This is a genomic window from Micromonospora sp. CNZ322 (genome assembly GCF_007827755.1).
This window is the reverse complement of the sequence record NZ_VITD01000010.1, coordinates 23,431-41,323: the sequence shown is the minus strand read 5'-3', so window position 1 is coordinate 41,323 and position 17,893 is coordinate 23,431. Positions and strand designations below refer to the sequence as shown.

At 73.6% G+C, this 17,893-nt stretch carries 13 protein-coding genes and 5 tRNA genes; 8 read left to right on the top strand and 10 right to left on the bottom strand.

Annotation, left to right across the window (positions count from 1 at the left end; genetic code table 11):
* Window positions 1-5 precede the first annotated feature (5 nt).
* Together FB453_RS22590 and FB453_RS22585 are read right to left on the bottom strand one after the other, a co-directional pair.
* Entirely contained in the window at window positions 6-1,187 is a 1,182-nt protein-coding gene (locus FB453_RS22590; protein WP_145793169.1) for a cytochrome P450, read from the bottom strand.
* A 9-nt stretch (window positions 1,188-1,196) separates the two neighbouring features.
* A complete protein-coding gene (locus FB453_RS22585; protein WP_091400752.1) occupies window positions 1,197-1,865 on the bottom strand; it encodes a class I SAM-dependent methyltransferase in 669 nt (222 codons plus the stop codon).
* Between the two features lie 150 nt (window positions 1,866-2,015).
* Between FB453_RS22585 and FB453_RS22580 the strand changes: the two genes are divergently transcribed.
* On the top strand, window positions 2,016-2,909 hold the full coding sequence (locus tag FB453_RS22580; RefSeq protein WP_486480387.1) for a hypothetical protein: 894 nt from the start codon (window positions 2,016-2,018) through the stop codon (window positions 2,907-2,909).
* Window positions 2,910-3,015: 106 nt separating this feature from the next.
* Here FB453_RS22580 and FB453_RS22575 read toward each other — a convergent pair whose 3' ends face one another.
* From FB453_RS22575 to FB453_RS22565, 3 genes are all read right to left on the bottom strand, one after another.
* Window positions 3,016-5,946, bottom strand: a complete 2,931-nt coding sequence (locus tag FB453_RS22575; RefSeq protein ID WP_186718456.1) for a M36 family metallopeptidase — start codon at window positions 5,944-5,946, stop codon at window positions 3,016-3,018.
* A gap of 139 nt (window positions 5,947-6,085) precedes the next feature.
* Complete coding sequence (locus FB453_RS22570) at window positions 6,086-6,667, bottom strand: TIGR03086 family metal-binding protein (protein WP_145793167.1); 582 nt, start codon at window positions 6,665-6,667, stop codon at window positions 6,086-6,088.
* 83 nt (window positions 6,668-6,750) lie between these two features.
* Window positions 6,751-7,353 carry a TetR/AcrR family transcriptional regulator gene (locus tag FB453_RS22565; RefSeq protein ID WP_091400759.1) on the bottom strand — a complete coding sequence of 201 codons (603 nt, stop codon included), beginning with the start codon at window positions 7,351-7,353 and terminating at the stop codon, window positions 6,751-6,753.
* A 387-nt stretch (window positions 7,354-7,740) separates the two neighbouring features.
* Here FB453_RS22565 and FB453_RS22560 point away from each other — a divergent pair.
* The 3 genes from FB453_RS22560 to FB453_RS22550 all read left to right on the top strand — a co-directional run bounded on the left by FB453_RS22560 (window position 7,741) and on the right by FB453_RS22550 (window position 8,006).
* Window positions 7,741-7,813, top strand: a tRNA-Gly gene (locus tag FB453_RS22560).
* 34 nt (window positions 7,814-7,847) lie between these two features.
* Window positions 7,848-7,918 (top strand) — tRNA-Cys (locus tag FB453_RS22555).
* Window positions 7,919-7,931: 13 nt separating this feature from the next.
* Window positions 7,932-8,006, top strand: a tRNA-Val gene (locus tag FB453_RS22550).
* Between the two features lie 63 nt (window positions 8,007-8,069).
* Here the strand turns inward: FB453_RS22550 and FB453_RS22545 are convergent.
* Entirely contained in the window at window positions 8,070-8,543 is a 474-nt protein-coding gene (locus tag FB453_RS22545) for a winged helix-turn-helix domain-containing protein (RefSeq protein ID WP_145793454.1), read from the bottom strand.
* Between the two features lie 177 nt (window positions 8,544-8,720).
* On the bottom strand, window positions 8,721-9,455 hold the full coding sequence (locus FB453_RS22540) for a GNAT family N-acetyltransferase (RefSeq protein WP_145793164.1): 735 nt from the start codon (window positions 9,453-9,455) through the stop codon (window positions 8,721-8,723).
* 116 nt (window positions 9,456-9,571) lie between these two features.
* Between FB453_RS22540 and FB453_RS22535 the strand changes: the two genes are divergently transcribed.
* Together FB453_RS22535 and FB453_RS22530 are read left to right on the top strand one after the other, a co-directional pair.
* The gene (locus tag FB453_RS22535; RefSeq protein ID WP_145793162.1) at window positions 9,572-10,153 is read left to right on the top strand and encodes a TetR/AcrR family transcriptional regulator; all 582 of its coding nucleotides are present in this window, start codon (window positions 9,572-9,574) and stop codon (window positions 10,151-10,153) included.
* Window positions 10,154-10,199: 46 nt separating this feature from the next.
* On the top strand, window positions 10,200-11,156 hold the full coding sequence (locus FB453_RS22530; RefSeq protein WP_145793160.1) for an NADP-dependent oxidoreductase: 957 nt from the start codon (window positions 10,200-10,202) through the stop codon (window positions 11,154-11,156).
* Between the two features lie 167 nt (window positions 11,157-11,323).
* Here the strand turns inward: FB453_RS22530 and FB453_RS22525 are convergent, their stop codons facing one another.
* The gene (locus FB453_RS22525) at window positions 11,324-11,566 is read right to left on the bottom strand and encodes a DUF6458 family protein (RefSeq protein ID WP_091400768.1); all 243 of its coding nucleotides are present in this window, start codon (window positions 11,564-11,566) and stop codon (window positions 11,324-11,326) included.
* A gap of 147 nt (window positions 11,567-11,713) precedes the next feature.
* Here FB453_RS22525 and FB453_RS22520 point away from each other — a divergent pair.
* Both FB453_RS22520 and FB453_RS22515 read left to right on the top strand, forming a co-directional pair.
* Window positions 11,714-11,786 (top strand) — tRNA-Gly (locus FB453_RS22520).
* A 26-nt stretch (window positions 11,787-11,812) separates the two neighbouring features.
* Window positions 11,813-11,887: transfer RNA gene (locus tag FB453_RS22515), tRNA-Val, on the top strand.
* 84 nt (window positions 11,888-11,971) lie between these two features.
* Here FB453_RS22515 and FB453_RS22510 read toward each other — a convergent pair.
* Together FB453_RS22510 and FB453_RS22505 are read right to left on the bottom strand one after the other, a co-directional pair.
* Window positions 11,972-14,731: an FtsX-like permease family protein gene (locus tag FB453_RS22510; RefSeq protein WP_145793158.1), complete on the bottom strand. Its 2,760-nt coding sequence runs from the start codon at window positions 14,729-14,731 to the stop codon at window positions 11,972-11,974.
* Window positions 14,728-17,892 (bottom strand): permease, encoded by a 3,165-nt coding sequence (locus FB453_RS22505; RefSeq protein WP_145793156.1) that lies wholly within the window; start codon window positions 17,890-17,892, stop codon window positions 14,728-14,730. Before FB453_RS22505 ends, FB453_RS22510 begins: the two co-directional genes overlap by 4 nt.
* Window position 17,893: the final 1 nt, after the last annotated feature.

Here is a 17,893-nt window from a genome sequence, read left to right as displayed (position 1 = left end):
GGATGTCAGGATCCGGTCAGCCCGGCGGAGCGGCGGACCACGAACGCGTCCGGCATCCGGAAGGTGAGATTGTCCGGGCACCAGGGCGGACGGAGCACTGTCACCCCGTCCAGCAGCGGTGCGGCCTCGGCCACCACGACGGCCGCCTCCATCCGGGCCAGCACGTCCCCGACGCAGCGGTGCGCGCCCGCCCCGAACGCCAGGTGTCGGCGTGATCCACGCTGGCCCGGACGGAACTCGTCGGGCGACTCCACGACCGCCGGGTCCCGACCGGCGCGGCCCAGCCACAGCACGAGGCTGCTGCCCGCCGGCACCTGCGTGCCGCCCAGTGTGCTCTCCGTCGTCGCCACCCGCCGCCAGGTGACGATCGGTGGTTCCAGCCGCAACCCCTCCTCCACCACGTCGGCCACCGCGACCTCGCCGGTGCGCAGGCCGGCCCGGACCACGGGCTCGTTGGCCAGCCGGTGCAGTAGCAGGGTGAGGAACTGCGAGGTGGTCTCCTGCCCGGCGACCAACAGGAAGAAGAGCGCGCCGACCACCACGTCCGGCGGGTGCCCGGCCGCGCGCAGCTCGGCGGCCAGACCGCCACCGACGGCCGCGAAGTCACGCAGGACCCGGTGGAACCGGCCCACCTCGGCGGCGAGCGCCACCTGCCGGTCGGCGTCCAGTGGTGCCCAGAACAACTCCAGCGCGGCGCGGGCGAACTCCTTGACCGCGCCGACCGGCGCGTCCGGCAACTCGACCAGCCTGGCCAGCACCAGCAGCGGCAGGTCGGCGGCGAGGTCCGCGTACAGGTCGACCGGTTTGCCGGCGTCGAGCGCGGCGCCGATCCGAGCGACCCGGTCCCGGACCAGCGCGGTGAGCCACTGCCGCTGCGCGGCCACCCGGGCGGGGTGCAACGCCTCCGCGACGATCGCCCGGATCTGCGGATGGCTGACGCCCGAGTTGTTCGCCAGGGTCGGCGGCAGCCGGAACCGGTGCCCGGCGAGCACCCGCAGCGCGGTCACCGGCATCGGTGTCACCGCGTCCAGCGCGTTGTCCGGCCGGTAGGTGACCGGGTCGGCGAGGACCTGGCGGACCAACGCGTGCCGGGTCACGACCAGGTGGGTGCCGCCGACGTGGTCCGGCACCCGGGCCACGTCCGGCCATGCGGGGTCGGCCACCTGCGCCCAGCTGCGGAACAGCACCCGGACACGCTAGCCGGAGGCCCCCGGCAGCCCGGCCCGCAGCCGCCAGACGGTGGTGCGCTTCACCCGCACACTCTCCAGCGCCTCCGGCACCGGCACGTCGTACCCGGCCACCTCGTCGAAGCGGTCCCGGGGCAGGAACGCCCGGCCGGGGTCACCGACCAGCGCCGGCGCGCCGGCCCGGGCGGCGCGCAGCAGGAACCGCAGCACCCGGCGGGCCATCGCCTCGCTGTAGAAGACGTCTCCGGCGAGCACCACCTCGGCGTCCCCGGCATCGCCGTCGAGGATGTCACCGAACTCGGCGTCGACGCGTACCCCGTTGGCCTCGGCGTTGAGGGCGACCGCCGCCACCGCCAGCTCGTCCACCTCGACGGCCCGTACGGACGCCGCGCCGGCGCGGGCGGCGGCGATGGCCACCAGGCCGGAGCCGGAGGCGAGGTCGAGCACCCGCCGGCCGGCGACCAGCTCCGGGTGGTCGGTGACGTGGCGGGCGAGGGCCTGCCCGCCGGCCCAGGCGAACGCCCAGAACGGCGGCGGCCGGTCGCTGGAGAACTCGCCCTCGGTCAGCTCCCACAGGCCGATCGGCTCGTCCGCCTGGTGCAGCCGCACCTCGGGAACGAAGGGGACCGGGGCCAGCCGCGCGTGCAGCCGGACGAACGTGCTGGAGAGCTCGGACACGGGGTGATTCTCCCAGCGGCCCGGCTCCCGGCGTGTCGCGGGGGAGTGGTGACCGGTTCACCACGGTCGGTGAAAACCCACCCCGTCCTTGCCGTCCGGTGCGAACACACCCGTCTGGTCGGCGCGGTGCCCCGCTTCTAGCGTTGCGGGGTGGAGGCAACCGAACGGAGGACGGCGGTGGTGACGGTGTGGCGGTATGCGCTGAGGGCAGGGGTGGTGCTGGCCTGTCTGAGCGGGGTGGAGCTGGCGGTGGCCGCCCCGGCACAGGCGGCCTTCACCACCGAGATGAGCGGTCTGCCGGGACGGTTCACGGCCGGTGAGCAGGTGCGGACGATCTCCGCGGTGGTCTCGCAGACGGATCGGCGCGCCAGGTGCGCGAAGGTGCGCTGGTCGATGGTGCTCAGCGTGCAGGGCGGCCTCCGGCTCGACCAGGTGAAGATGGACCGGGTGGAGGAGACCGGCGACTTTCCGCTGGAGATCCGTACCGAAGGTGACGTGGCCCGGCTGACCGACCGGCAGCTCGACCCGGGCACGCTCTGCCCGGGCCGCACTGTTACGGCCCGCTACCGGGTGGCCTTCGCCGAGGACGTCACCCAGGGGCGGGTCACCCTCGCGGCCGAGGCGTACGACGCCAACCTGCGCCTGCTGGCCCGGCAGACCGCCACCCGCTCGGTGGTCGGGGTGGGCGGCGCTCCGACCAGTACGCCGAAGCCGACGGCGACCCCGCCGGAGCCCACCGAGTCCGCGAGCGCGCCGGCCGAGGGCGAGAGTACGGCGACGGAGGAGCCGGTCGCGGAGTACCCGGCCGAGGCCGTGCCACCGGCGGCCAACCGCCAGGTCTCGCAGTCCGGCGCGTTCGGCGTGGTGCAGGTCGCCTTCCTGCTCGGCGGGTTGCTGCTCTTCCTCGGGGTGGGGCTGCTGCTGAGGCTGCGGCACCTGACCCGGGCCGCGGCCGGGGACGCCGACGGGGGCGAGGGTCCCCCGGTGGACCGGCGATGGGAGCGCCCGGAGGTCGCTGACCCCTGGCGCCGGGCGCACCGCTGATCGAGGGCCCGCGTTGGGAACGGTCCGGCGGTCGCTGACCCCTGGCGCCGGGCGCACCGCTGATCGAGGGCAGTGGGGCCGGCGGATGTCCGCCGGCCCCACTGTGTCACTTCGAGAACGCCTGGAACTCGGCGATCCTGACCTGGCTGCGGGCCGGGCTGGCGGTCGCGCAGTCCGTCGTCGTGGCCGGGTCGTCGTCCTGCTCGCCCGCGTAGTGCGGGCCGCCGGTGCACTGGCTCGCCAGCACCTCGAGGCGCAGGTGGGTGGCGAGGGTGGTGGGTACCGCGAACGTCCGGAGGTTGATGTCGCGGCTGTACGCCCGGTACGCCCCGCCGGGGAAGGCGTCCCCCGCGCTGGTGTAGATGCGCTGCCAACGCGTCGGATCCGCGCAGTCGGTGGTCGTCGCGTTGCAGGCGGACACCGCGAACGACCGCAGGGCGGTGAGCGCGTTCTGGGCGCCGGTGTCGGCGTCGCCGGTGATCGCCGGGCGCAGCATCGCGCTGACATTCACCCGCTTGACCGTCTGCGGGGCGTCGCCCGGCAGCGCCACGGTGAGCTGCCGGCCGGCGACCCCGTCCAGGGAGGCCCAGTTCGTCGCCTCGGTGTCGTCGACGACCCGGTCCAGGTTGACCCCGTCGCCGGTGACTGTGGCGCCGGACGCGGTGGAGGCGAGGTTGCGGCTCATCCGCAGGTCGATGTACCCGTCCTGACCGGCCTTGGCGACCACGCTGAGCCGCTGGTGCCCGAACCCGGGGGCCACGGCGAGCAGGTCGTACGTGCCGGCCACCATCTCCACGGTGTCCGGGATCGGCGTCGCCGGGTCGGTGTCGGCCACCGGCACGGCCCGCGCCTCGTACGCCCCCACGTACACCCGGATCGGCGCTTCGGCGCTGTCCCCGCGCGGGCGCAGGGTGAGTGTCGCGTTGCCACCGCGCGGTGAGGCGAAACTCGGCGTCGGGTCGGTGTCGCCGGCACCGTTGGTGGCGGCGTCCCGGCCCATCCCGGAGCGCGCGAACTCGGCCCAGATCAGGTCCTGGTTCGCGCCGCCGAAGCGGAGCAGGTCGGCGGTGAGCATGTTGTCGCGCATGTCGAGCATGCTGACCTGGCTGGCGGCCTGGAGCAGGAACGAGTCGAAGACCAGCTGTGACCAGCGCCGGTTGCCCGGGCACTGATCTGCCGCGACCTTGCCCAGCGCGCAGTCGAGCTGCCGTTGCGGGGTGCCGAGGCCGTACCGCTTCACCAGGGCGGAGCGGACCCGGAAGTTGGTGGCGCCCCAGATCTCCCCGTCGGCGTGCACGGCCGGGCCGGCGGTGTTGTAGCCGATGTCGGAGTAGTTGAGCGGGCTTCGGCTCAGGTCGTAGTTGCGGATGCCGCTGACCAGGTTGCCCGTGACGTAGCCGCCGGTGATGAAGGGCGTCTCGCCGGGCGCGCGCAGCCCGTGCTGGAAGAGGTACTCGGCGGCGAGCAGGTCACCCCAGGACTCACCCATCGACCCGCCCTGGTGGCCGCTGATCCCGCTGTCCGGCCCGGCGATCATCCGGTTGGTGATCGCGTGGGTGTACTCGTGACCGATCACCGTCATGTCGTAGTCGCCGTCCACGCACGGCGGGTACGGCCCGCCGGCCTGTGGCTGCCAGAGATACATGTTGGTGGTCGGCGGCAGCCCGTCGCGCGGGGTGCCCTGGTTGGCGTTGTTCCGGTTGCCGCTCAGCGCGCCCTGCTGGGCGCGGCCCTGCTCGGCGTCACCGCCCAGGCCGGACGGGGTGAGGTTGACCGCCTGGAGGTTCCACGCCGACTCGGTGAAGCCCAGCTGGTACGACCAGTCGTGCATCCGGTTGTGCATGGCGAAGAGGTTGGCGATCGACGCGTCGGCGTCGTTGCGCTGTGCGGAGGTGAACACCGCCGGGTTGCACCGGGCCTGGTGCCACTGGTCGGTGAAGGGGTACTCGTAGCGGCGTTCCGGGCTGGTGGGAGCCGGCACGACCGGGGTGTTCGCACCCCAGGACAACACCGTGTTCGCCGAGTTGCCGCGCGAGGTGAAGGTCGGCGTGCCGGTGGCCGCGTCGACGTCCCACGGTTGGCCGGTGGCCGGGTCCCGGAAGGCGGCCTGGCAGCCGGGGGCCGGGTCACCGCACCAGCGCACCCGGGGGTCCTGCCCGGGGCCGAGGTCGCGGGGCGGGGTGGCCGGGAAGACCGCCCAGCTCGGGTTGTCGGAGTCGAAGTCGACGAGGTCCTCGCGGACCAGCACCTGCCCGGTGCTGCCATCCACGTAGCTGGTGAACGCGGCCGGGTGCTCGGTGTCCGCGCCGATCATGGTCACCTCGTAGGCGGCCCGTGGCCCGTCCAGCGGGGTGGGCACGGCCACCGACCGGATGGTGTGGCTGGCCACCGCGTCGGCGGTCAGCTTGGCGTCGGCGAGCGCGGCAGCGTACGCCTGCTCGGCGGTGCGGGTGGCCGGCGCTGGCGTGCCGGTGTTGCGGGCCAGCGAGGAGCTGACCGAGAGCACCGCGCCGTCGGCGACCGCCAGGGTGACGAGACCGTCCGGCCCGGCGGGCAGGTTGCCGAAGCGCTGCCGGAGGGTGACCACTGTGCCGCTGCCGATCGGCCGGACCAGCACCCGTTCCATGCTGGCCACCGTGGCGGCGTCCATACCGAACAGGTAGTGGTTGGCGGTCAGGTAGGCGCGGGCGGCGGCCTCCGGGTCGGCGGGCAGCCCGCTGGCCAGCCGAGCGCGGCCGGGGCCGAGCGCCTGCGGGGTGCCGAGCCGGTTCCACCGGACGTCGGGGTCGACGGCGCGGGCCAGGCCGCGTTGGCGGGCGTCGGGTGCCGCCGTACCGGTGCGGTTGTCGGCGTCGGCGGGCGCGTGTCCCTCGGCGAACGGCCCGGACCGGCGTTCGGCGGACGCCGCGCCGCCGGTGGGGGCCGCGGTGCTCACGCCGGTGGGGAGCAGCGCGGCGACAGTCGCCGTCGTCGCCAGGATGGCGATGAGCCGGCGTCGACGCCGGCTCATCGGGGGTGACCACTCCGGTTGTGGCACGGGACCTCCTCGTGGGAGAGGGATGGCCGGCGAGTCGCCGACCACAGATGCGCTGTGACGCATGCGCATCTGTGGATATCAGTCTCCCGAGGTCGCGGCAAGGTCCCGAGCCGCTATCGCGCCAACAGATCGAGATTGCTCAGTCGCTCGGCGCCCAGTCGGGGTCGCGGCCGAACGCGGCCAGTAGGTGGTCCTGCTCGTCGGCGTCGTCGGGCACCTGTACCCCGGTGTGGACCAGGTTGTTGCGCCGGTACGCGTCGATCTGGCCGGCGAACCACTGGGCGGCGGCGTGCACCGCGTCCGGGTCGAGCCGTGGCTGCGCGCCGATCGCCACCGCCACGTCCCAGCCGTGCACGAGGTGTTCGGCGAGGAGTTGCTGGAGGTACTCCATGGCCGGGGTGTCGCCGCTCGAGAGGTGCACTGTGCGATCGACAGTGCCGGGGTGGGTGGCGGCGACCTCGGCCTGCGCGGCGGCCTCCCGAGCCGTCGCGATCGGGTCGGCGCCGAGTTGGTCACCGTCGAGCCGGTCGCCGACCTCCTCGATGGTCCGGCCGGCGAGCAGCGGAACGCTCCACCGGTCCTCGGTCACCACGTGGTTGACGAGCGTGCGGACGTCCCAGTCCGAGCAGGGTGTCGGGTCGGACCACTGGCCGGGCTCGATCTGATCCACCCGGTCGATGAATTCGGCCAGGCTCCGGCGGTACGCCTCCAGGAGATCCATGCTGCCGATTGTTCCGGTCGACGGGGCGGACTGAGCCCGTTTTGCCCGGCCCGGTGTGGGGGGATCGGTGCTGGCTGACCAGCTCAGTCCAGGTCGGCCGGGTCCAGGCCGAGCTCTCGGGAGGTGACCAGCCGGACCCACTCGCCGAACTGGCGGCGGGAGATCACCCGGTCGTGCACGGCGAGTTGGACGGCGAGGCCGTCCATCACCGCGCTGATCCGCCAGGCGGCCCCGTCGGGGTCGGCGCACTGGAAGGTGCCGTCGGCCACCCCTGCGGTGATCACCGCGGCCAGGTCCTGCCGCCAGCGCAGGTCGAGTCGCCGGGAGACCTTCTCCAACTCGGGGGTACGTAGCGACTCGGACCAGCCGTCGATCCACATCGACCAGGAGGTCGCCCGCCCGGCCGGGGTGTAGAGCTTGAGGATCCGGCGGAGCTTGGTCAGCGGTGCGGCCGACGAGCGGGTCACCGCGTCGAGCCGGGCCAGATCCTGTTCGACCGCGTACGCGAAGGCCTGTGCGAGCAGCCGCTCCTTGGTGGCAAAGTGGTAGAAAACCAACGCCTGACTCACGCCCGCGGCATTCGCCACGTCCGCCGTCCGGGTGTTGGCCAGACCGCGCTCCACGATCACGTCGCAGGCGGTGCGCAGCAGGGCATCCAGGCGGATCTCGGCCGCACGTCTCGTCACGACCGTTACCGTAGCCCATCCGACTGAACACGAACAGTTACCACCGCGCGCCGATCCACGCTGTGACAGTCGGAAGCCGGACACTTCTTTCGGGTGTCGTCGGTCGTTCCACAGGGAGTGTTCGTCGAGGTCCGCTGCCCGGTGTCGAATCCCGCAGACGTCGATGGTCGAGCATGCGACGCGATGATGACGATCATTGCTGAGGAATGTCGGAGTGTGACGGTCCGTGCTGGATCCAGGAACCGGATCAGCCCCCTAGGAAGCCCGCCGCGGGTGACTCCGCTCCAGCCCCGGCCACCCGGGACGCGCCGAGGCGACCCCGAGTTGGCAGTCAAACACCCACTCGGCTAAAGTTCTCATCCGTCACCCGGGAACGTCCGGGGGCGTGCGGACGTAGCGCAGCTGGTAGCGCATCACCTTGCCAAGGTGAGGGTCGCGGGTTCGAATCCCGTCGTCCGCTCGGAGCTGCCGCCACGTATGACGGGGGCAACCTCGGTGGGGTGGCCGAGAGGCGAGGCAACGGCCTGCAAAGCCGTGTACGCGGGTTCAAATCCCGTCCCCACCTCGGCAACAAGCACGGGCGATTGGCGCAGTGGGAGCGCGCTTCCTTGACACGGAAGAGGTCACTGGTTCAAACCCAGTATCGCCCACCAGAGGAGAACGGCTCGTTACCGGAAGACCCGGTGACGAGCCGTTTCGCTTGTGGCGCCACGTCATCAGTCGACGCTGAGCCGGTAGCCGATGCCCCGGACGGTGTGCACGCGCAGGGCATCGTCGACGGCGTGCAGTTTGCGACGTAATCGCTTCACGGCTGAGTGCAGGACCGACGTGTCGCCGAGGAACGCGCAGCCCCAGACCGATTCGAAGAGCCTCTGGTACGTCCAGACTCCGACCGGTGCGGTGGCGAGTTGGGTCAGCAGGTTGCGCTCGAGTCGGGTCAGGGCCAGCGGTTCTCCGCGCCACGTCACCCGATGGTCGAGCGGGTCGATGGTGAGGTCACCGAGGTTGATCCGGCCGGCCACGCCGACGGCTGGAACGGCTGCGGCAGCGGCTGGAGCGGGGGCGGACGCGGTGGTGGGGGTGGTGAGCCGGGCCGGCCCGCTGATGACCGGCCCGCCGATCATCGCCTGCAACTCCGCGAGGTCGGTGCAGATCACCAGGGTGCCGAGTCCGTCCAGGCGCCGCACCATCCGCTCGCGCACCGACACGTCGGCGGTCACGCAGAACACGAGGGACACATCGTCGATCACTGTCGTACCTCCCCAGACGCCAGTAAAAGACAACGCTGTCTGAACCCCGTAGTCAATGGTTTCCGGCGGGCGGCCACCCCGTGATCCACTCGGGCTCGCCGGGTCGGGCGATCGCTCTCAGAAGGTCAACAGGCGGAACTCGCCCACCGGCCGGAAGCCGAGGCCGCGGTAGACCGACTCGCCGACGGCCGACGAGGTGAGGGCGGCGGTGCCGGCGCCCCGCTCGCCAGCCAGCTCGATGGCAGCCCTGGTCATGGCCGCGCCGATGCCCCTGCGGCGCTGCTCCGGCTGGGTGCCGACGAAGTAGAGGGTGACCAGACCGTGGCTGATCCAGGCGACGGCCGTCGCGACGATCCGGCCGTCATTGAGGCGGCCGGCCAGCCGGAGCACGGTGCCGTCGCCGGTGAACGCCTTCTCCCGTTCGATTGTCGCCGCCACACCGTCCGTCGGGATTCCGGACACCCGGGCATAGGCCGGGACGAACGTGGCGAGGTCGGTGGTCTCGGCGATCTGCACGCCGGCGGGAGTCGGCACCTCGGCCACCGCCCCGATCCCCACCGTCATGATCGGCATGCGGGCGACCTCCACCGCGCCGAGGGAGACCAGGCCGTCCGCGGTGCCGGCGTCGCTGTCCGGGCCGACCCACCAGATCCGGGGTACGCCGTGCAGGCGCTTCCGGGCCTCGGTGAGCGCGTCCTGTGGTGTGCGCCCGACCATCCGCAGCACGCCGTTGAGGGGTGCGTGCGGCACGTCACTGCGGTAGGTCGGGAGGTCCGGCCCTCCGGCGACACCGATGTTCCAACCGAGCAGGTACGCCCGGTGCGCGGCCAGCACCGTGTCGAGAGGCTCCATGATCTGGATCGTAACGCGGGGTCCGCACGCCTCTCGGCCAGCGGAAACGGCTGGGATCGGCGACTGTGACCGGCGGTACTTTGTCGATCGTTCCAGATAGCGGGTAGCGTTCAGCCATGGCCCGCACCCGTGAGTTCGACCTCGACGCCGCGGTCGACGCTGCCATGGACGTGTTCCGGAGCAAGGGCTACGAGGGGACCTCCATGCGGGACCTCTCCGAGGCGACCGGCCTGGGCAGCGGCTCGATCTACGCGGCGTTCGGCAGCAAGGACGGCCTCTACCTGGCGGTGCTCGACCTGTACCGGCAGCGCTACGCCACACCGATGGTCGATCTGCTGCGCTCGGGCAGCGACGCGCGGGCGGTCATCCGTGAGGTGTTCATCGGCACGGTGGACGACATCACCGGCGACGGCCGGCACCTCTCCTGCCTCATCGTCGGGGCGTCGATGGAACGGGCGCACCAGGATGTGCGTGTCGCCGAGCGGCTTCGCTCGACCACCCAGTCTCTGGAGCTGGCGCTGTACGACCTGCTCGCCGAGGCGCAGTTGCGGGGTCAGATCACCACCGACCGCAGCGCCACCGACCTGGCCGGCTTCCTTGTCACCAGCCTTCAGGGTCTGCGGGTGATGGGTGCCATCAACCCGGACCGGGCGGCGCTGACGCGGTACGCCGAGGTCGCGCTCACCTGCCTGGACTGACCGCCGGACACGGCGGGCGGCCCGTCACCCGAATGAGGAGTCGAGCATGAGAGCGGTCGGACTGCTGCGCTACGGCGGGCCCGAGGTGCTGCGGGTGGTCGAGCTTCCGACGCCGCACGCCGGCCCGGGCGAGGTCCGCATCCGGGTGCGCGCCGCGGCGGTCAACCCCGCGGACACGCTGATCCGCGCCGGTATGACGCCGGTGCGACTGCGCGGCAGCGACCCGCTGCTGCCCGGCCAGGACATCGCCGGCACGATCGACGAGGTGGGCTCCGGCACCAGTGGCGTACTCGCCCCGGGTGACCCGGTGATGGCCATGGTCAACCCGACCCGGGCGGCCGGCGGCGGGTACGCCGAATGGGTAGTGCTCCCGGAGGCCTGGGTGGTGCCCGCTCCGGCGGGCGTGTCACTCGCCGAGGCGGCCACTCTGCCGTTGAACGGGTTGACCGCCCTGCACGCCCTGGACCAGTTGCGGCTGTCGCCCGGCAGCACCCTCGCGGTGACCGGCGCGGCCGGTGCCGTCGGCGGGTACGCGGTACAGCTCGCCAAGGCCGCCGGTCACCGGGTGTTTGCCGACGCGGCGCCGGGTGACGCCGACCTGGTCGCCGCGCTCGGCGCCGACGTGACGGTGACCCGAGGTCCGGGTGTCGCCGACCGCTTCCGGGAGCATGCCCCGGACGGGGTGGACGCCGCTGTCGACACCGCGTTGCTCGGTGGCGCGTTGCTGCCCGCGGTGCGCGAGGGTGGCGCCGTGGCGCTGCTGCGCGGCGGGCCCGATCCGGTGCTGCGCGCGCAGGCCGACCAGCGGAGGATCGACATGGTGTCCGCGTACGTGCACGAGTACGACGGGCGCCGCGACAAGCTCGACGTGCTTCGGCGGCTCGCCGAGGAGGGCGCGCTGACGTTGCGGGTCGCCGGCCGGTTCCCGCCGCAGGAGGCGGCCCGCGCGCATGAGCTCCTGGAAGCGGGAGGGGTACGCGGCCGGTTGATCATCGAGTTCTGATTCCGCCGCCGGCACCAACGGAGCATGGCGGTCCACTCACCGGCGGCGATGCCTACCCGTCGTCCGCTGGGTCGCGGTGCGACGGGCCGGCCGCCTTCGACGAGACGGCCGGCCGGCCCGGAATCACGGTGATTTGGCGGCTCCGCCAGCGGTGGAGCTGGCCCGGGTCACAGCGGCGGCGCGATGTCCCGCCGCTCCTCGACCTGGCGGTACTCCACCGGCTGCTCGGTGGTGGTGACGACCTGGCGGCGGCGACCCCAGATCAGCGTGGTCATGATCAGGCCGAGCACGCCGGCGCCCATCAGGATCCAGCCGACCACGTCGAGGTTGATGCCGCCGACGCTCGCGTCCAGTGCGAAGGTGAGGATCGCGCCGAGCGCGATCAGGAAGATGCTGGTGCCGATACCCACGACAGCCTCCTTAAGGGGGTGTGGTGCGCTGTCGAGCCCTTCAGTACCCCGGCCGGGACCAGCGCAACCGCGACCGGTCAGGGTGCCGTGCCAAGCGATCTTGGCATCGGGTAGAGTTCACCTGTCGCCGGCGCTTGCCGGGGACGTGCGGACGTAGCGCAGCTGGTAGCGCATCACCTTGCCAAGGTGAGGGTCGCGGGTTCGAATCCCGTCGTCCGCTCGCGATGTGCCCCACGGGGCCACCACGGGCGATTGGCGCAGTGGGAGCGCGCTTCCTTGACACGGAAGAGGTCACTGGTTCAAACCCAGTATCGCCCACCATCTACAAGCGGATCAGATGACCCGTTACCGGATATCCGGTAACGGGTCTCGCCGTTTCCGCTTCCCGCACGGAGAGACCATCGGTCACTCGCCGGCGCGGAGCACCTCGCTCAGCCGGTCGCGTCGCCGCAGCGCCGACTCGACAGGTACGACAGTGGCGGCCGTCGCCAGCAGCGCCACGCTCACCAGGCCCAGCAGCCACCACGGCAGGACCGCCGCCGGGTCGGCGGCCTGGCCGGTGAGCAGCCGCAGGTCGAGCGGGCCGAGCGTCAGGCGTGCGAGCAGGGCCCCGAGTAGCGGGCCGTACACCGCGGTGACCACTACCGGCGGCAGCAGCTCTCCGGCGGCGACCCAGCGGGCGTCGCGTGGCCGCAGGCCGAGGGTCCGCAGCCGGGTCAGGGTCTGCCACCGCTGCGACGCACCGGCGGCGGCGGCGAGCGCGAGACCGAGCAACCCCAGCGCCAGCAGCACTCCGGCGGCCGTCCACGCCAGCCGTACCAGCCCTGCCGTGAGCGGCGCCACCCGCTGCGCCCGCAGGACGTCCGCACGCAGCACGACGTCGGAGGCGACTCCGGTGTTCGACACGGCCCGCCCCGCGCCGGGGCCGGTCACCCAGACGGTGTTCGGAACGGCGGGCAGCCCGGCGTCGGCGAGGGCCGCGGCGTCCACGATGACGACGTCGTTGACGCCGTCGACGGAGGGAGCGGTGCCGACGGCGGCGAGTCGGATCGTCGGGGCGTCGTCCGTAGGTAGCTGCAGTCGCGTGCCGGTGCGCAGATCGCCGTCACTCGAGCGGACCAGCGCTGGGACCTCCCCGGGGCCAGGACCCGGTGCCGTGAGCCGGGCCAACGCCGGCGCGTCGGGCAGCGGAGTGGTGGCCAGCAGGCGCCGGAACGCTGCGGTGTCCACGATGACCAGGCGTGGGGTGAGCAGCGTCGACTCGGTGAAGACGCGTGCGGAGTCGGTCACCTGCGCGACGACAACCTGCTCCACCCCTGGTGCGGCGGCGATGCGCTCGGCGAGTGCAGGCGTGGCGGCCTCGGCGTCGGCGCCGACGTCGAGGCGGGCGTCGGCACCGACGGTGCTCCAGGCGCCGTCGGTCACACCCCGGGTGGCGGTGGCGCCGAGGATGAGCGCGAACGACGCGAGCGCCGTGGTGCTGACCAGAACCAGCAGCGGCAGCGCACGCCCGGCCGTTGTGGCCGCCTGGGCGGCACTGAACACGGCCAGCGGGCGGCGTGAGCGCAGGGCCTGTCGGAGCGCGAACCGCGCCCCGAGGGGCAGGAGCCGGAGCAGGACGAGCGCGCCGACGAGCGCGCCCAGAGCGAGGGCGCTGACCGGCAGGATGAGGTCGCCGGTCAGCTCACCGGTGTCGCTGTCGGAGGCGACGAGCAGGAGCCCTCGCTGGTGCAGTGTGACGAAGGCGGCGACCGCGGCGATCAGGACGGCGGCCTCCACTGCGGCGCGGCGCAACTGGCCGGTGGCCCGGACCCAGCGCCGAGCGGCCGGGTTGGCGGGTTGGCGCCGGTCCCGGCTGGCGCGGGCGGCGGCGAGGGTGCCGAACGCCGGCCCGGCGAGAGCGCCGGCCAGGACCACGGGAACGGCCCAGGTCCAGGAGACGCCCGGAGCGGCGGCGCGCGCGAGCGCGAGCCCGACGGCGGCGGCCGACAGGGACACCACTGTGGACTCGATGATCAGTTCCGCACCGAGGTCGGGTAGCGCAGCCCCACGCTGCCGGGCGGCGCTCAGCACCTGGGTACGGCGGCGGACCAGCAGGTCAGCGGCGAGCAGCAGGACCAGCACCGTGGCGGTCAGTACCCCGGCGAGCAGGACGGCGGCCTGTGTGGAAGCGGCGTTGTTCCGTGCACGGGCGTCGCGCAAGGCGATGTCGAGCTGTGATTCCCACTTCAGGGATTGCTCGCGGTCGCCTGACGAGCCGGAGGTCGCCTTGAGCTTGACCACCTGGCTGGCGAGCGCCGCGGTGGCGTCCCAGGTGAGCGTGTCGGGAACGGGTGCGAAGTGGACAGCGCGGCGTAGTTGATCCTCGTCGACGGCGAGCCGGGCGTCCGGTAACGACTCGCGCGACAGCAAGCCGGCGAACCGGGTGGTCCCCACGCCGTCGGCGCCGGGCACGGGGCGCAGGAGCGCCGGGGCGAGCCGCCAGGCTGGGTCGGCGCTGTCCGCGGGTCGGTAGATCCCGCTGACCCGGACGTCCTTGTCGCGCCCCTGGCCGTCCCGGACCGGGATTCGATCGCCGGGGCCGAGGTCGAGTGCGGCGGCGTCCACCTCGGAGAGGCCGACCTGCACCGGCCAGGGCGGTCCGTCGTAGGGGGTCTCGACGTACTCGTCGGAGACGGCGGGGCCGGGCGGGCTTCCGGCGACCCAGGTCACGTCCGGGCCGCCGAGGTCACCGGCCAGGTAGGTGAACTGGAAGGTACGCGGCACGCTGCCGTCGGTAATGGTGAGGATCGGGCCGTTGACAGCGGCGAGGGGCGGGAGTAGCGCGGCGTCCAGATCGGGCCCGAGCGCCGATGTCGCCCGGGCCCGGAAGTTGTCGAGGTCCTCGGCGAGGCTGGGCATCCGGACTCTCCCGCCGGTCGGCCCGTCGTCGCGTTCCCAGTTGGCGCGTACGAGGACGTTCGAGTCGTTGCCGGCTCGGCGGACCGTGTCCTGGACGGCCTTGTCGGCGGCGGCGCGGAGCAGCACCGGCGCGGCCCCGGCGAGCAGCGCGACGGCCGCGATGACGGCCGCGGTGAGCAGCAGCGGTCCGGCGTCGGCACGGCCACGGCCGCGGACGCTGGGCCAGTGCAGCGCCGGCCACCGGCGGGTCAGCCACCGGTTCACGGGGCCACCCGCAGGTGTGCGGCGTCGGCCCGGCGGACCTGGACGGTGACCACTACGGCGACCGCCAGCATGCATCCGGCCAGCAGTACGGCGAGCAGTGCGGCCTCGGCCGGCCACGGCCAGTGTGCCTCGGTGGCCGGGACGGGCGCGGCGCCGGTTTCGGAGCGCACGAGCAGGGGAGCGGCGACGCGGGTGACGAGCGCGCCGACGACGGCGCCCGCCGCGAGCAGGGGCAGCAGAACGGCGGCGTGCTGGCCGAGCAGCACGGCCCGGATGCCGCGCCGGGACATCCCCAGGCCGCGCAGCCGCGTCACCTCGACGGCGCGGACCTGGAGGTCACAGGTGACGTGCAGGACGACGCCGGCGAGCAGCAGCAGGGCCGCGGCCGGGACGATGAGGCGCAGCGCGGCCGGCAGCCCGGCGCGCAGCGGGCCGCTGGTGAGGCGGGCGGTCTCCGCCTCGCGGGTCGCGACGGTGCCCAGGTGCAGGGCGGTGGCCCGCTCGCCGGCGCCGGGGCCGGCTGGGTGGCCGACCCACCAGGCGTCGACCGGGAACGTCAGGTCGCCGGTGACGGCACGTGCGCGGGACAGCGTGTCCAGGTCGGCCAGGACGGCGACGGCGCCGGGGGCGGACGGTACGGCCGGTACGACCTCGGTGACGACGACCGGGACGGGCGTGATGCCGACAGTGACGCTGAGCCGGCTGCCGCTCTCGGCGCCGACCTCGCCGGCGAAGCGGGCGGAGACGGCCACGGGCACCGGGCCGGGATCCGGGAAGGCGGTGGCGACGAGGGTCCGGGCGGCGTCCTCGGCGCCGCCGAGGTCGACGGTCGCGGCCATCCGCAGCGCGGTTCCCGTCGGGGTGGCGGACACCGTGACGGTCGGGTCGCTCAACCTGCTCGGGACGGGCGGCGCGGACGTGGCGGTCCAACCCGATCCGTCAGTGGGTGTTTCCGCCGACCCGGCGGGCGGCACGGTGAGTGTGACGGCTACGGCGACGCGTCCGCCGACGGAGTCGGCGGTGACCGGCAGGGCGACCGCGACGAGGCGCAGCCCGTCAGCCGTCGCGCAGGCGGGCAGCCGAAACTGCTGGCCGTCGAGCGGTACGGCGGGACCGGTGCAGGACGTGCGGAGGCCGGTCGCGTCCTGCAGCATCAGCCGGGGCGTCACGGCGAGCGGGGTGTCGCCGGCGGTGGTCCCGGTCAGGACGAGCGGGGCGCCAGCCGGAACGGCGAGGCCGGTGACCCGGGTGCGTGGTGCCAGCGTGGCACCAACGTCCGCCCATCCGCTGTCGTTGTCCAGCCGCCCGCGCAGCAGCGCGTCCGCGCGGGTGGTGTCGACGGCGACCAGGCGCGGCGCGTCGCCGGCGCCACCGAGCCATTGACCGACGGCGGTGCCACGGTTGAGGGCCGGACTCACGGCCCCCGCGGTGGCCGCGCTGACGATGGCACCGTCGCCGGCCACCGGCGCCGTGCTGAGGGTGAGTGCCAGGTCGGTGCCGACGGCGAGCGCGGCCTGGTCGCGCTGCGACTGGTGCCACGTGTCGTCGAAGGCGAGGCCGAAGGTTCCGGCCGCGCAGGCCAGCCCGACGAGCAGCCCGGCGGCGACCGCCTGTGGCCGGCGGGCGGCCTCGGAGACCGCCAGCGGAAGCGCCAGCCCGTGGGCGCGGTACGCCAGCCGGTCGGCGCCGCGAAGGGCGGGCAGTACCACCCGGAGAGCCAGGGCGGCGCCTGCGGTGAGCAGTAGCGCCGGCGCGAGCACCCGGACCGCGTCGGCGCGTGGGCTGGCGGCGGTGGGCTGGGCGTACAGCTGCCACCATCCGGCGGCGGCGAACACCGCGAGCATCAGGTCGCCGCCGGATCGGGCCAGCAGCTCGCGGCGGGTGCGCTGGTCGCCGGCTGCCGGGACGGGCCGGATCGCCAGGACGATGAGGACAGCGGCGAGCACCAGCGCGCCGCCGACGACCGCGAGGACCTGGGCACCGGCGATGGCCGGCCGGACGGTCAGGCCGGCGCCGTCCAGCGGTGGCAGGTGGGTCAGGCCAGCGTGCAGGGCAGACGAGGCCGGTATCGCGAGCGCGGCGGCGACGGCGGCGACGAGCCCGGCCTCGAGTGTCGCGGTGGCGGCGAGTTGGCCACGGCTGGTGCCCAGAGCGGACCGCACGGCGGTCTCGTCGGCGCGTATGCCAGTGGTCAGCCGGCCGGCGAGGACGAGTGCCGTCGCGGCCAGGACCCCGCCGAGGACGGCGACGGCGAGCACGACGGCGGCGGTGACGTGCCGTTGGTCGTCGGCGGCCCGCAGGGTCAGCGGCAGTTCGGAGGCGACACGTGCGAGCCGGACGCGGTCGCCGAGGGTGCCCGCCAGCCGGCCGTCGGCGCCGTCGACGGCTGCGGCCACGGTCTCCAGGTCGTGGCGTTTGCTCTGGGACAGGTCCGGATGGGCGGTGACCTCCAGCCGGTCGACTGTGGCACCGGTGGTGACCAGGTCGGCGAGGTCGACGAGGAACGGGCCGTAGGCGTTGACCGGCTGCTGGAAGCGGCCGTCCCGGTAGCCGGTGGCGGAACCGGCCGCGGCCAGCGGGTCGCGGTCCCAGCCGCGCCCCGGCAGCGGGCGTACCACACCGACGACGACCACGTCGATGGCCGGGACGGGCGCGTGGGCCAGCTCGGCGCCGAGGCGTACGCGGTGACCGGGGGTGAGGCCGAGCAGTTGTGCGGTGGACTCCAGCAGCACCGCGTCGCCAGGATGCTGTGGCCAGCGCCCGGTGATCAGCTCGCTTCGGGTCGGCAGGTCGTCCAGCCCCGACAGGTACGCCTGGGCTCCGACGGTGGTGCCCTCGGCGAGTGCGGGCGGCAGCGCCCGCAGCACCGTCGACGCCCGCGCGGTTGTCGTCACCGGGAACGGTGCGAGCGTGGAGGCCACCACGGTGCGGGTGTCGGCGGCGACGGACGGCGTGTCCGGGCCCTCGACGGTACCGGTGTAGACGGTCACGTCGACGGCGGCGGGGGCGGCGCGGGCCATGGCGACCTCCAGCGCCCGCTCGGCGGTGCGGGTGGTCAGCAGGGTGCAGGTACCCAGCACTGTCGCGCCGATCGTGACGACCCCGAGCAGGGCTGCCAGCAACGGCCACTGCGCGCGGGCGCGCCGGCTGACCAACCTCATC

Bases quoted from the DNA above. Each gene is read 5' to 3' on its own strand.
- FB453_RS22535 (WP_145793162.1), top strand. From the start codon at position 9,572: ATGGCCCGCACCCGTGAGTTCGACCTCGACGCCGCGGTCGACGCTGCC.
- FB453_RS22540 (WP_145793164.1), bottom strand. From the start codon at position 9,455: ATGGAGCCTCTCGACACGGTGCTGGCCGCGCACCGGGCGTACCTGCTC.
- FB453_RS22545 (WP_145793454.1), bottom strand. From the start codon at position 8,543: ATGGTGCGGCGCCTGGACGGACTCGGCACCCTGGTGATCTGCACCGAC.
- FB453_RS22570 (WP_145793167.1), bottom strand. From the start codon at position 6,667: ATGGATCTCCTGGAGGCGTACCGCCGGAGCCTGGCCGAATTCATCGAC.
- FB453_RS22505 (WP_145793156.1), bottom strand. From the start codon at position 17,892: ATGAGGTTGGTCAGCCGGCGCGCCCGCGCGCAGTGGCCGTTGCTGGCA.
- FB453_RS22530 (WP_145793160.1), top strand. From the start codon at position 10,200: ATGAGAGCGGTCGGACTGCTGCGCTACGGCGGGCCCGAGGTGCTGCGG.